Annotated in this window: 13 protein-coding genes; 3 read left to right on the forward strand and 10 right to left on the reverse strand. The window is 70.5% G+C overall.

What is annotated here, in order from left to right:
- Window positions 1-26: 26 nt before the first annotated feature.
- Both BFV98_RS13185 and BFV98_RS13190 read right to left on the reverse strand, forming a co-directional pair.
- On the reverse strand, window positions 27-2681 hold the full coding sequence (locus BFV98_RS13185; RefSeq protein WP_255368094.1) for a DUF4132 domain-containing protein: 2655 nt from the start codon (window positions 2679-2681) through the stop codon (window positions 27-29).
- Window positions 2682-2990, reverse strand: coding sequence for a hypothetical protein (locus BFV98_RS13190; RefSeq protein ID WP_255368095.1), 309 nt, complete (start codon window positions 2988-2990; stop codon window positions 2682-2684).
- Between the two features lie 112 nt (window positions 2991-3102).
- On the opposite strand from BFV98_RS13190, the gene BFV98_RS32995 reads away from it, so the two are divergent.
- Window positions 3103-4605 carry a sigma-70 family RNA polymerase sigma factor gene (locus BFV98_RS32995; protein WP_304441953.1) on the forward strand — a complete coding sequence of 501 codons (1503 nt, stop codon included), beginning with the start codon at window positions 3103-3105 and terminating at the stop codon, window positions 4603-4605.
- A 98-nt stretch (window positions 4606-4703) separates the two neighbouring features.
- Window positions 4704-5684: a DUF2804 domain-containing protein gene (locus BFV98_RS13200; RefSeq protein ID WP_071096477.1), complete on the forward strand. Its 981-nt coding sequence runs from the start codon at window positions 4704-4706 to the stop codon at window positions 5682-5684.
- Here the strand turns inward: BFV98_RS13200 and BFV98_RS13205 are convergent.
- The 7 genes from BFV98_RS13205 to amcA (BFV98_RS32260) form a co-directional block, all read right to left on the reverse strand.
- Window positions 5669-7426: a glycoside hydrolase family 2 protein gene (locus BFV98_RS13205; RefSeq protein WP_071096479.1), complete on the reverse strand. Its 1758-nt coding sequence runs from the start codon at window positions 7424-7426 to the stop codon at window positions 5669-5671. The genes BFV98_RS13200 and BFV98_RS13205 overlap by 16 nt on opposite strands.
- Window positions 7423-8751, reverse strand: a complete 1329-nt coding sequence (locus BFV98_RS13210) for an MFS transporter (RefSeq protein WP_071096480.1) — start codon at window positions 8749-8751, stop codon at window positions 7423-7425. Before BFV98_RS13210 ends, BFV98_RS13205 begins: the two co-directional genes overlap by 4 nt.
- Before the next feature lie 138 nt (window positions 8752-8889).
- Window positions 8890-9552 (reverse strand): pentapeptide repeat-containing protein, encoded by a 663-nt coding sequence (locus tag BFV98_RS13215; RefSeq protein WP_071096482.1) that lies wholly within the window; start codon window positions 9550-9552, stop codon window positions 8890-8892.
- Between the two features lie 62 nt (window positions 9553-9614).
- Complete coding sequence (gene amcA, locus BFV98_RS13220) at window positions 9615-9797, reverse strand: multiple cyclophane-containing RiPP AmcA (protein WP_013284420.1); 183 nt, start codon at window positions 9795-9797, stop codon at window positions 9615-9617.
- Window positions 9794-10930, reverse strand: coding sequence for a cyclophane-forming radical SAM peptide maturase AmcB (gene amcB / locus BFV98_RS13225; protein WP_013284419.1), 1137 nt, complete (start codon window positions 10928-10930; stop codon window positions 9794-9796). Before amcB ends, amcA (BFV98_RS13220) begins: the two co-directional genes overlap by 4 nt.
- A complete protein-coding gene (locus BFV98_RS13230; RefSeq protein WP_013284418.1) occupies window positions 10927-11274 on the reverse strand; it encodes a hypothetical protein in 348 nt (115 codons plus the stop codon). The genes amcB and BFV98_RS13230 overlap by 4 nt, the downstream gene beginning before the upstream one ends.
- Window positions 11271-11435: a multiple cyclophane-containing RiPP AmcA gene (gene amcA, locus BFV98_RS32260; protein WP_013284417.1), complete on the reverse strand. Its 165-nt coding sequence runs from the start codon at window positions 11433-11435 to the stop codon at window positions 11271-11273. Before amcA (BFV98_RS32260) ends, BFV98_RS13230 begins: the two co-directional genes overlap by 4 nt.
- Window positions 11436-11803: 368 nt before the next feature.
- On the opposite strand from amcA (BFV98_RS32260), the gene BFV98_RS13235 reads away from it, so the two are divergent.
- Window positions 11804-13030 carry a helix-turn-helix domain-containing protein gene (locus BFV98_RS13235; RefSeq protein ID WP_030270184.1) on the forward strand — a complete coding sequence of 409 codons (1227 nt, stop codon included), beginning with the start codon at window positions 11804-11806 and terminating at the stop codon, window positions 13028-13030.
- Between the two features lie 6 nt (window positions 13031-13036).
- Here BFV98_RS13235 and BFV98_RS13240 read toward each other — a convergent pair whose 3' ends face one another.
- Window positions 13037-13711, reverse strand: coding sequence for a YdcF family protein (locus BFV98_RS13240; protein WP_013284415.1), 675 nt, complete (start codon window positions 13709-13711; stop codon window positions 13037-13039).
- Window positions 13712-13731: the final 20 nt, after the last annotated feature.

The following is a 13731-nucleotide window of genomic DNA, read 5'->3' on the forward strand; positions in this document are numbered from 1 at the left end:
GTCGGGCCAGGCGCCCGCCGGCCGTCTCACAGTTGGCGCAGGATCACCGGATCCTTGATCTTCTTGTCGGCGGCCAGCAGCAACGCCTTGCTGATGATCTCGGCGAGCCGGCTGTCACCCTCGAAGGGCAGGTACATCTCCGGCTCCTTCGCCTTCGCCGAGTCCGGGATGATGCACAGGTACCGCTCGTCCGGTGCGATCAGGATGTTCCCGGAGCCGCAGTGGATGCGGTACGTGTGCAGGTCGCCGCGTACCTCAAGGAACCTGTCGGTGAGCGTGCACCGGTCGGCGATGGCCAGCCGGGGGATCAGCTCCGCCAGCACGTCCCGGCGCGTCCGGCCGGTCGGGGTCAGCTCGCCGAAGCTGCTCTGCGCCCAGTAGTCGCGATACCGGCCCTGCGGCCCACCGTCGTACCAGTTCGGGTCGGCGCCCACCCCGGCCGCGGCCACGAACAGGTCGACGTCGCGCATCACCTCGCTCAGCACGACCGGCGGCACCTCCGCCAGCGGAAGCGGCAGGCGCTCTCCCCGGATGAAGAACAGCTGGTCGGTCCCCATCGTGTCGAACACGAGGTCGTCGCCCCGGTCCTCGATCCCGGCGACACCCAGTTCGGCGCGCAGCCCCCAGTCCGGGAGGGCCAGCCAGGGCAGGTCGTACGAGGCCCCGTCGTTGCGGTGCTGGACGTACGACCAGCCGCGCCGGGACAGCAGCGCGTTGAGCCGGTGCTGGCGCACGATGTGCGCGGCGAACCGGTTGGAGTACATGCCCGTGGCCCGCTCCGCGTCGGTGAGCAGGTACTGCTCCCGGTGCGCCTGCTTGAACGGCTGGGTGATCCCGTGCCGGGTCAGGAAGTCCCGCCACGGCCCCACCGCGTCGGGGTCGAGCACCGGATGCCACAACCGGACCGTCGCCTCGTCGGCCGGCTCGACCACGGTGTCGTCCACTGTTCGCAGCGCCTCACCGGCCCAGCAGCAGGCCACGCCGTCGACGGTCCAGATGAGACGCCGGGCCAGCGTACGGGCCAGCGGATGGTCCAGGAACCGCTCGCGCCACTGCTCGACGGTCCACGAACGGTCGCGTCGCAGCAGGCCTTCCAGCCGGTCGCGGGTGGCGACGAGCGTCGCGGCGACGTCGGCGACAGTCGCCTTCAGCTCCTTCACCTCGTCGCCGTGGTCCCTGCGCACCTGGGCCGGAGGCGTCTTGACCACCTTGCCGTCCGCGTTGCGCCACACCACTACGGCGTCGACACCGCGCACCTCCAGCTCGTACGAGCAGTCGCCCAGCTTGTCCGCGAGCGGCAGCCCGAAGCCGGGCAGGGCCATCTCCTCGACGTCCTCCCGGCTGACACCGCGCGCCTCGGCGTGCCGGGTCAGCCCCTTCTCCACCAGGCGCAGGGTGCTCTTGTAGGTCAGCCGCGAGGACAGCCGGGCCAGTTGTGCGAGGGCGGCGGGGTGATCGGTGTCGACGAGCGCCGCCACAGCGACGTTCGCCAGTTTCGGGCTCGCCGGGCCGTGGCCGGAGATCTTGCGGGCGGCCCGTTCCGCGATCTGGCCGAGGCTGCGCAGTGCCTGCTCGGACGGCTGGCACATCGTCCGCATCCAGATCAGTCCCCACAGCAGCCCGACGTTGTAGCGGTCGATCATCCGTGGTGGCATGTCCTTGATGTGGCCGGGGCAGCACGCGGTCATGCGCAGCGGCAGGCTGCGCGCCTGCCCGACGAGCGGGAGCCAGTCGTCGAGCCGGGCGGTGAAATCGTCGACGCCCACCGCGTCGAGCAGCGACCGGGCCTGCTTGCGCCAAGCGGCCGTCGGCTTCGCCTTGTCCACCTCGACCGGACAGTGCGCCAGCAGCGCCTCCCACGCGGACCGGCGATCCGCCGGCATCGCCTCGACGTCCGCGATCGCGCGGTCGGCCCACTGCTCACCGACGTTGGGGATCGGCCACATCCGTTCGGCCTCGTCGCTGATGTCGCTCAGCGAACGTTCGAGCCGGGTCCGGCGCCAGGTCGCCAGCGCCGCCGGGTTCACCCGCCCGGCCGACGCCTCCGCCTGGATGGCCTCCCAGGTGAACCGATTGAGGTGCCAACTCCAGTAATTGAATCCCAGCCAGGCCTGAGTGCCCAGCCGGCCGAGCCAGGCCGAGCCGTCGAGGCCGCCGCCGGAGCGCACGACACGGATCAGTCTGGTCTGCTTGTCACCGCTCTCCCCCGGCACCGTCAGCGCGTCGAAGACCACCTGGCGCACCGGCGCCGGTTGCGCGGCCAGAAGTTCTTCCGTCCGGCGCCACGCCTCGCCCCGGGCCCGGTCCCACACGCTCACGTCCTGGTGCGGCCGCCCTGGCAGGTGGCCGACCATTGTCAGCGCGGCGGCGGCACGGCGGTCATGATCCGCGTCGTCGCCGGCCAGGTCGGTCACGGCGGCGGCAACCGACTCGGCATTCCGCACGGCTTCCGACAGCAGCTCCTCCTGCGGCGGAGCGGGATCACCGGACCGGCGCGTGTCGTTGAGCGCGGCGAGCAGCGCCGGAACCGAGCCGGCCGGCGCCCAGCCGAACACGGCCACCACACCGTCGAGGAAGTGCCGCAGGTGATGCTCGTTGAAGGCCTGGTCGTCGCTCTCGCGCCAGCCACTGGCGGCGTCGACCACCTCGCGCAGTGCCGCCTGCACGTCCTGCGTGTCCACTCAGCCACCCACCAGTGGGACGAGTTTGAGGAAGGTGACCCGGGATCCGGCGTGCAGGTGGACCTTCTCGCCCAGGTCGGTCACCTGGCGGTCGTCGACGAGCACCACGAAGGCGTTGCGGCGGAACGCGTCGAGCGTCAGACGGGTACGCTCCCCCGCGTCGACGTCCACACCGGACTCGGCGATCTCGAGGGTCACCCGCCGCCGGATCAGCTCGTCGAGGCGTACCTCCTCCTCGAAGACCTCGATGGTCCACGTGGGCCCGCTCGGAGCACCGACGACCTCGTCGGTGACTGTGATCAATGGCATGGCGGAGAAGGTAACGCCTCCCACCGACACCGCACACATTTGTGTGACCTGACCGCCTACCGGACAGTCTCCACCGTGTACGAGATCGTTCCGTGAAGGCGAGGTTGTGAGCGTGTCCTCTCACGCGTACCCGGGCAGGGCCGAGATGTCGACGGTGGTGGACGCGGCACGCCGCGGCGACCGGGCGGCGGTGGACGAGCTGGTCTCGCACTGTCTGCCGCTGGTCTACAACATCGTGGGCCGGGCCCTGAACCGGTCGGCGGACGTCGACGACGTGGTGCAGAACACGATGCTGAGCGTGGTCCGCGGGCTGCCGGGCGTACGCGAGCCGCAGCTTTTCCGCTCGTGGCTCGTCGCGGTCACCATGAACGAAATCCGCACCCACACGCAGCGCCGGCACACCACACCGGCGCCGCCGGAGGACATCGACAACGTGATCGACCCGCGCGCGGACTTCGAGGACCTGACCCTGACCCAGCTCCGCCTCGCCGACCAGCGCCGGGAGGTCGTCCTGGCCACGCGCTGGCTGGACGACGACCACCGCCACCTGCTGTCGCTGTGGTGGCTGGTCGAGGCCGGTCACCTCAGCCGCGCCGACCTGGTCGACGCCCTGAAGCTGGCCCCGCACCACGTGACAGTGCGCGTCTCCCGGATGAAGGCGCAGCTGGACACCGCCCGGCTGGTCGTACGGGCCCTCACCGCCCGGCCCGGTTGCGCCGGCCTGGCCGACACGGCCGGCGGCTGGGACCGCCGGCCCGCGCCGGTGTGGCGCAAGCGGTTCGCCCGCCACATCCGGGACTGCCCGCACTGCCCGGACGCGACGAACGACCTGGTCCCCGCCGAGCGGCTGCTGGCCGGCCTGGCGCTCACCCCGATCCCGGCCGGGCTCGCCTCGGACGTCACGCACCACCTGCGCACCGTCGCCTCGCCGTCGCACGTCGTCCCGGCCGGCACGCAGATCGTGACCGCCGGGGCTCGGTCGACGCTCTCCCTGTCCAAGACCCTGATCGGCGTCGTCGCCGCCGTCGCCGTGCTCGGCGGGGGCGGGCTCGTCCTCGCCAACTACCCGGAGGAGCCGGGCCGGCAGCCGGCGAGCGCGGCAGCCGCGCAGCCCTCGGCCGCGACCGCCGCACCGGCGCCCACACCCTCCCCGACTGCGGTGGAGCCTTCAGCGACCACGGTGAAACCGTCCCCCACCACGGCGCGCCCGAGTCCCGCCAGGTCGGTGAAGCCGTCCCCGAAGCCGACTCCGTCGCCGTCCCGGTCGGCCGGCACGTCGACGGGTGTATCCGCCGCGGAACGGCGGCTGCTGGTGCTGCTCAACGAGCGGCGTCGCGCGCTCGGGCTGACCGAGGTCAAGCTCGGCGCGGCGCAGCACCGCGACGCGGAGGCCTGCGTACGGCAGAACCTGAACGCCGGCAGCGGGCTGAAGCACTGCGGGCACGAGGTGCTGTTCGCGTCGTCCGGCACCGCCACGCCCGAGCAGATGATCGAGGCGTGGTTCAACAGTCCCGGCCACAAGACGGCGCTGACGTACACCGGTTCCCGCTTCGCCGGCCCGGCCATCGTCTCCAACGGCAGCCGCCAGGTCGCCGCCATCAACATCGACTACTGAGGTACGGCGAAGGCCCCGGCCCGGTGCCGTACACCAGGTCGGGGCGCCCACCCGGCGGGACCCGGATCACCGCCGGCGAGTGTCGCTACGCTCCCCTGATGACGCACGAGAAGGAGATCGTCGAGCCGGTCGACCTGTGCATGCCGGACGGGCGGCTCAACCCCGCCGCGGTCGGCTGGACCCGCCGGCCGCTGCACCAGGCGAACCTGCGCGGCTGGGGAAGGGCCAAGCGGTGGGAGTACTGGGGGATCGTGACGCCCACCCACATCGTCGGCCTCGTCGCGTCGTCGCTGGACTACGCCGGGGTGCACGGCGTCTACGTGCTCGACCGCGCCACGAAGGTCGAGACCGGCAAGGACGTCGTGGTCCCCTTCGCCCGTGGCGCCGTGCTGCCGCCGGTCAGCGGCGTGGGCACCGTGTACGCGCGCGGGGGCAGCCTGTCGATCGACATCGACCAGACCACCGAGGGCAGCACGATCCGTGCCACCGCACCGGGCATCGAGATCGACCTCGTGGTGCCGCTCCCGCCCGGCCACGAGTCGCTCGGCGTCGTGGTCCCGTGGAGCACCCGCCGGTTCCAGTACACGGTCAAGGACGTCGGCCGCCCGGTGCGGGGCTCGCTGCGGGTGAACGGCACGACGCACGTCGTGCCCGAACGGGACTCGTTCGCCGTGCTCGACCACGGCCGGGGCAAATGGCCGTACGCGATCACGTGGAACTGGGCGGCGGGCAGCGGACCGGACGTGTCGATCCAACTCGGCGGCAAGTGGACCGACGGCACCGGCTCGACCGAGAACGCGCTGTTCGTCGGCGGCCGGCTGCACAAGCTCGGCGCCGAACTGCACTGGAGCTACGACCGCCACGACTGGCTGCGGCCGTGGCGGATCAGCGGTGATCGGGTCGAGGTGGAGTTCCACCCGTTCCACGAGAAGATCTCGCGCACCAACCTCGGCGTCGTGGCCAGCGAGACCCACCAGTGCTTCGGGCACTTCTCCGGCTGGGCCCAGGCGGACGACGGCGAACGGGTGGCTCTGGACGGCCTGGTCGGCTGGGCGGAGGAAGCTCAGAACCGCTGGTGACGCAGCTGTGCGTTGACCTGCCGCACCACTTCCTCGGGAAGCTTGACCACGCGCCGGTCGTACGTGAGCAGGCCGTTGAGCTCGTCCTCCACGTCGGACAGCTGGGTGTAGACGGTCGCGCTCAGACCAGCCCGGATCGCGGGCACGATCTGCTCGGTGTGCAGCCGCGTGAACGCCTCCGCCAGTTCCTCGGCGCTCCGGCACCGCCGGTAGCCGAAATCCTTGCGGCTGAACGCGTGCCCGTCGACGCGCAGGTTGTAGCCGCCGTACTCGGACAGCACCAGCACCCGGCGGTCACCGCGTCGCCGCGGCACCCGGAAGCGGCGGAAGTAGACGTGCAGGCTGCGCAGGTCGCCCCCGCGCTGGTCGTGCCATCCGCTGGCGTGGTCGACAGTACGGGTGGGGTCGAGTTCGGCGACGTCGCGGGCGATCCGGGCCGCGTCGAACTGCCCCCAGCCCTCGTTGAAGGGCACCCACACGGCGAGGCTCACCACGTTGCGCAGGTGCTCGACGGTGTCGCGCATCTCGGTCCGGAACCGGGCCCGTCCCCCGGCGTCGGCGCGGCCGAACCAGCGCCGCCACGGGCCCCGGTCGGGCAGCCGCAGCGGCGTCACCGCCGGCGCGGTGACGACCAGCGGGTGGTAACCGCTGCCGCCGTTGACCATGTCCTGCCAGACCAGCATCCCCAGCCGGTCGCAGTGGTAATACCAGCGCAGCGGCTCGATCTTGATGTGCTTGCGCAGCATGGTGAACCCGAGCCGCTTCATCGTGGCGATGTCGGCGATCATCGCCTCGTCGGAGGGCGCCGTGTACATGCCGTCCGACCAGTAGCCCTGGTCGAGGATCCCGGCGTGGAAGTACGGCCGGCCGTTGAGCAGCAGGCGGGGCACGCCGTCCCCGTCCGGTCCGACACCGAACGAGCGCATGCCGAAATAGCTGCGGACCCGATCCGCGCCCAGCTCGACGGTCACGTCGTAGAGGAACGGATCCTCCGGGCTCCACTGCCGTACCTCGGGGATCGGGATGCGCACCGCCACGCCGACCGGCGCGGTGGCCTCGGCCACCGCGATCCCGTCGGCCAGGATCCGGATGCCGGCGTCGCCGGCATCCGCCGTCGCGTGCGCCGTCACCTCGACGCACCGCTCGTCGAGGAGCGGCGTCAGGGTGAGGTGCCGCAGGTGTACGGCGGGCACGCTCTCGGCCCACACCGTCTGCCAGATCCCGGACTGGGCGGTGTACCAGATGCCGCCACGGCGCAGCCGCTGCTTGCCCCGGGAGTGGTGGCCGGTGTCGCTGTCGTCCTGGACCGCCACGACCAGGACGTTGGCGTCCTCGCGGAGCGCGTCGGTGATGTCGCAGGTGAACGGCAGATACCCGCCGGTGTGGCCGCCGACCGGGACGTCGTTCAGGTAGACCCGGCAGGTCTGGTCGACCGCGCCGAAGTGCAGCAACAGGCGCGAGCCGGCGGCGTGGAAGCCCGCCGGGAGGGTCAGCGGACGGCAGTACCAGAGCGTCTCGCCCGGCTGGAGCTGCCGCCCGACGCCGGAGAGCGCGGACTCCGGCGAGAACGGCACGAGGATCTGGCCGTCGTAGCGTTCGGGCTCGGCGGGGGAACCGGTGATCGCGTACTCCCACCGGCCGTTGAGGTTGAGACAGCTGTCCCGGGCGAACTGGGGACGGGGATACTCGGGCAGGACACGCTCCGCGTCGAGCGTGGCACCCCACGGGGTCAGCAGCGTCATGCCGGGGCCCCCTGCTCCCGCCGCCGCAGGGCCACGGCCGGCACCGCGATGAGGACCAGCACGGCCAGTGCCATGAGGAAGATGCCCGGCGTCGGGACCTGCTTCACCACGCCGAGATCCTCGTACACCTCGTCGGCGCCGGTGATCACGGCGGCGCCGAGGTACGGGCCGACGAGCATCGGAATGAGGATGGCGAAGACCATCCGCAGCCCTTGGACATGGCCGGCCCGGCCCGGTGGTGAGTAGTCGCGGACGAGGGCGCCGATCGGGGCGAGGACGAGCATGAAGCCCGACATCATCACGATCCCGGCGGCGATCACGGGAACCATGCCGCGGGCGAGGAACATGAGCGCCAGGCCGGTGCCGTAGACCACTACCGCCGGCAGCAGGAAACGCACCTTGCCGACGCGGTCGATGAGCCGCCCGCTGACCACGCTCACCGCCGACGCCGTGACGAGGACGACGGCCAGGACGACGGCGTACCCCTCGATTCTCAGGTACCGCTGCAGGTAGATGATCAGATACGGCAGGAACACCTGCGTGGAGATCCCCCAGACGGACCAGGCCGCCAAAGCGAGGTAGAGCCCCGGGTTGGCCCGCATGGCGGCCGGGCGCAGACCATGGACGACAGCCCGCAGGTAGCCGCCCTCGTGCCGGACGACTGACGGGCTGTCCTCGACCAGGAACCAGGCCAGCACCCCGGCCACCGCCATGATCACGCCGATGATCACGAAGAACAGTTGCCAGTTCCCGGCGCGGGCCAGCCCGTCGAACCCGCCGAAGATCACCAGCATCGAGACCAGCGGCATGATGGCGAGCACCGACTCGACCCGGCCACGGTTCGCCGGCACCGTCACGTCGGTGACCCACGCCTGGAACGCCGCGTCGTTGGCCCCCGAGCCGAGGAAGGACATCAGGCAGTCCAGCGTGATGACCGCGATCGCCGTGACCAGCACGACGTTCGCCACGGGCGCGATGTCCTCCACGAAACCCACTGTCAGGAAGCCGAAGGCGGCGGTGGAGACGCCCCACAGCAGGTAGCCGCCGGCGATGAACGACCTGCGCCGGCCGGTCCGGTCGGAGAGGGCGCCGAGCAGCAGGGTGGCGACAGTGGCGGTCACGGCGCTGGCGGCGACCATCGTGGCGATCGCGTTCGGATCGTCGGTGATCGTGTCGTACACGAACAGGTTCAGGTAGATGTTCTCGATGGTCCAGGCCATCTGCCCGACGAGTCCGAGGACGATCAGCGCGGTCCAGGTGCGGGGCCGCAGGCCGGCTGGACCGGCCGACGTGGCCGGGGTGAGCACGCTCCGGGTGGCGGACACGACGGCCTCCTTCGACGGGTCAGAATATGATCCGTCCCGTCCGGCCGTCGATGGGTCCGGGGTCGGCCACGCCGCCGCTGGAGAGCGGGCACGACGAAAAGGCCCTGGTACGGAGTAGCCGGACCATGGCCTTCGTCATCAGTCTTTGCGGACGGCGAGGTTGAGGGCGGCGACGGTCAGCTGGGTGAGGTCAGGAAGTTGGTCCTCGCCGAGCGTGACACCGCGCAGGTTGTCCAGCGACGTCTTGAGACCGTGGAGGCGACTGCCCCGCAGATCGGTCCCGTCGAGGTGACAGGAGTCCAGTTCCAGACCGGCGAGGTCACACGACCGCAACACCAGGCGAGGTAGTCGGCAGGAAGACCACGCGCCGTTCGTGAGAGTGCAGTCGGTGAACGCGACCGAGCCGGCGGCGGCGACGCGCTGGAGGCTGGCGTAGTCGAAGCGGCAGCCGTCGAACAGGACGTCCTTGAGGCGTACGTCAGTGAGTCTCGCGCCGGTGAACCGGGAGCCGGTGATCGCGCAGCGTTCGACGGTGATGCCGGTCAGGGTCGCTCCGGAGAAGTCGGTGCGGGTGATCTCGCAGCCGTAGAGGCTGCCGGCTTCCCAGGTGCTCTCGCTCAGGTCCGCGCCGGCGATCAGGCTGCTGCGGATACTGGCGTCCTCGAGGTGCGCGGCGCGCCACGTCGCGCCGTTGACGAGTGCCTCGGTGAGGCCGTCGGCGAGGTCCGTGGTGGTGTCGAGGTCGTCCGGATCGAGGTCCGGCAGCAGGATCTTCAGGTCGCCGATCGTGGTGGTGCGCATGTGTCCTCAACCTGTGTGGGCGCGGGGTGGGCACGCCACCCCGCGCGTCCCGTCGCGGAGGGCTACTTCTTCTTGTTCCAGTTGTCCCAGCCGGGTCGGCTGTCGAACTTACCCTTGTTGTCCCAGGTGGGGCGGTTGTCGAACTTCGCCGCGTCGATCGACGCTACCGACCGCTGCGGGTCGACGCCGAGGCGGGCGAGGTGCTCGGGTGCGGCGTTGATGAGGACTGCAAGGGCCTTGGTCATGGTGCTTCTCCTTGCGGGGTGAGGTGGTCCGCGGCGGCGCGGACGAGGGCCTGTCGGGTGGTTCGGCAGTAGGTCGTTTCTCGGGCGGTGAACGTCGCGTGCTCGAAGTAGCGGTTGCCGGCCTGCGCGCCCCGGCAGAAGTCGTAGAAGGCGCAGTGGTCGGCGCAGTCGTTGAGGGCCGTAAGGAACTCGGCGACGTAGTCCAGGTCGCCGGCGCCGGCAAGCATGGCGGTGATCGGCTGTTGGAGGACGTTGCCGGCAATGAAATCGCCGTATCGCGGCTCGGTGATGCCGAGCAGCTCCGGTGACAGCAGCACCACCTGCCCATCCCAGGAGACGGTCGGGATCGGCTCGTAGGGCGCGTGATCGACGTGGCCGGAGCGGGTGGCGGCAATATAGTCGGCCAGGCGGTCCACGTCGCGGATCCGCAGCGTGCTGCCGCCGACGCGCCGTGCGATGAGCTGCTGCCAGAACCGGTACGCGTCATCCTCCGCGACCGGTGCGCGGTCGGCGCCCTCCTGCTCTTCGATGTTGAAACCCACAGACTCGCAGCCCGGCAGGCCGGTGAAGAAGTCGACGAGTGCGTCCGCGTGTTCGATGGTTTCCGGGGTGACCACACAGATCACCGAGTACCTCAGCCCCGTGCCGGCCAGCATGTGCATGCCGCGCAGGGTGCGGGCGTCCGTCGGGTTGCCGGCCCGGTCGAGGCGGTTGCGGTTCAACGCGCCCGGTCCGTCGATGCTGACCCCGACCTCGAACCCGTAGGTGGTGAACAGCTCGCACCACTGGCGGTTGATCAGCGTCGCGTTCGTCTGGATCTCGTGACACACCAGCCCCGCGCGCCGCAGCTCCTCGAACGGGGCCAGCAGATCCCGGAACAGCCCGATGGGTGTGGCGGTGGGTTCGCCCCCGTGCCACACGACACTCACCGGATGACCGCTGTTCTGCTGGGCGATCGACTCGGCGCAAGCCTGCGCGACCGCGCCGCTCATCAGACGCAGGGATCTCCGGTCGGGCAGGTAGCAGTAGGTGCAGTCTAGGTTGCAGAAGCTCGTCGGCTGCACGACCAGGGTGTGGAAGCTGCCAGCGACCGCCGGCTGGCCGGTGGAGTCGATGAGTCCGATACCGTTCACGAGGTGGCCTCCTCGATGCTGACGGCCGTGGTGGTACTGACGCGGTAGGCGTGGGTGTGGCGGGCGGGCCAGCCGAGGAACCGGTCGAACATGTCGGCGGCGCTGCCCGTGACGCTCGGGTTCAGCCGGTGCAGGTCATCTATCGCGTCGTGCAGGCAGCCGGCCAGGTAGAGGAACAGGCTCACCGGCACTTCTCGGTACTCGGCCAGAAGCGCGAGCTTCGCCGCGCCGCAGGGCCACGGCTGACCGCACCGGCGACACCGCCACAGCGGGCGCATCGGCAGATGTTCCACCTCGGCTGGCGCGAGCCGGTTCGCCGCGAGACGGCGCTGTGGCCCGGTCACCGGCGACCGCCCTCGCGGGCTTGCTGCTCGAACAGCCGACGCCACACGAAGGTGAGAAGCGGCAGATCAGCCGGCCACACCCGTCCCGGCGAGGCCGTCCACCTCGGCTCGGGAAGCCGGGACTGGCCGGCCATGGCGTTACGCGAGACGTACACCGTCATGCCGCCACCCCCACCAGGGACGATGAGCGGCGGGCTCGCCGGGGGATCGGCGAGCCCGCCGCCGCACCACGGCGGCTGGGAGCGGACCGCCGATCACCCACCCACGCAGCCCTCATGGCGGTACGCAGGCGGGGAAAGCCTCGAGACAGTTCGCTCCCGGACGGGCCGAGCCAGCGGCCCAGACCGTGGTGTGGAGCGCCGCTCATCGATCCCTCCATCTGCAGCTCCTGTCAGTCATCCCGACACCGGCATCGACACGTGCCGTTGATCCGAGGTGAACTGAACGTAGGGGCGACCCCTTCGGAGGACCGGGAAAATCCGTACCGGGTCCAGCAGCCTTCAGCGGGCAGGGTGATGGTGTGCGAGGGATGACGGACGACATGACGATCGGCCAGCGCGTCGCCTTCTACCGGCGTCGGCGAGGGCTCTCCCAGGAGGTGCTGGCCGGTCTGGTCGGCAAGACGCAGGAGTGGTTACGCAAGGTCGAAACGAACCGGGCCGACCTGGACCGGCTGTCGGTCATACGCGCGATCGCCAAGGCCCTCGACGTGTCCCTCGGCGACCTGATCGGTGCACCGAGCCTGTTCGAGTGGTCGGACGACTCGGGACGCGAAACTATCCCCGCCCTGCGGGCCGCTCTCCACGACTATCGTCACCTCGCGCCAACGCTGGCCCGCACGGGCGATGTCGAGGCCCTCACCCTACGCGAGATCGAGATCGATGTCGCCGAGATCTGGACCGCCTACCAGCACTCCCGTTATGGCACCCTCGCCCGCCGGCTGCCCTACCTCATCCACGACTGCCTCACCGCCACCGAGGCGTACGACGGAGACGACGGCCGGCGCGCACATGCGATGACCGCCTACGCCCACCAACTCGCCGCGTTGTTCCTCACCAAGCTCGGCGAAGGTGACCTCGCGTGGACCGCCGCCAGCCGAGGGCTGGCCGCCGCGAACGCCAGCCACGATCACGTCGTCATCGGCTCACTCAGCCGCTCCGCCGCGCACTCGCTGGCGTCCATCGGTGAATATGCCCAAGCCCGGGGCCTCGCCGCCACGGCGGCGCAGTTCCTGGGACCACGGCTCGCCAAGCCGACTCCGCAACTGCTGTCGGTCTACGGCAGCCTGCACCTGGTCTGCGCGCTGGCCGCCGCCCGGGACGACGACCGCGCCTCCGCCGACACCCACATCGCCGAAGCCGATGCCGCCGCACGGCGACTCGGTGCCGATGGCAACCACGTGTGGACCGCATTCGGCCCGACCAACGTGTCGATCCACAAGACGACCGTGGCAATGGAACTCGGCGACGTGCAACGCGCCATCGCCATCGGCGCCCCACTCGACACCAGCACCGTGCCCGTCGAGCGGCAGGTTCGGCACGCCATCGAGACCGCCCGAGCCCTTGCCCGGTGGAACCGCATCGACGACGCGCTCGCGGCGCTTCTGGACGCCGAGGTCATCGGCCCCGACCAGGTGCGCTACCACCGGCTCTCCCGCGACCTCGTCCGGGACATCCTCACCCGCCCCCGACCACCTCGACTGGCCGTCGAACTCAGCGACCGGATGGGCGTTCGGTCGGGAGGGCCGCGCTGGTAGCTGGGCTCAGATCAGTCGGCTCGTGTAGCCAGCGGCCACCAGGCGCTGGAAGGCCTCCCGTACCTCGTCCGGCATCTCCTGCGGGATCGCGAACCCGCGCTCGGCGTACACCTCGATCCGCTGTGTGTCGCCGACCAGCATGTCCACCACCCGCCGCGGGTCGCCGATGCTACTCACGTAGTCGTCCAGTTCGAGTGGATTCGACGCGCACACCACATCAACCTCCGGCCACATAAGCCTGCAGGTGGCGTAGGCCCGACGCTGCTGGTAGGGCCGCGACATGATCAGCACCGACCGCACCGGGATCTGGCGTTCGGCCAGGAGCGCACGGGAGAATTCGAGGTTCTCGGCGGTGTTCGTGGCACGCGGCTCCACGAGGACCGCTTCCGGGGGCACACCCTGCTCAACGGCGTACTCGCGGTAGTGCACCGCCTCTCCACGCGGGAAACGTTCGACAGTGGTCGGGGCGTTCGCGCCGGTGAACACGATCCTTGGGAACAGGCCCTCGTGAAACAAGCGCGTCGCGATGACAGCCACTCCGAGGTCATGGCTGCCCAACCCGATCCCCACGTCGCACGGGCGCAACTTGTGACGCATGTCGTGGTAGCGCCACAACGTCTCCACGTCAGCCCGGACCTCCTCCGGGAGCACGTGAGTCGGCACCGCCGCCTGCTGGTCCATCAGCGCCCGCCAGGTAGGGC

Origin of the sequence: Micromonospora sp. WMMB235, from assembly GCF_001855515.1 — a bacterium.
Classification (GTDB): Bacteria; Actinomycetota; Actinomycetes; order Mycobacteriales; family Micromonosporaceae; genus Micromonospora; species Micromonospora aurantiaca.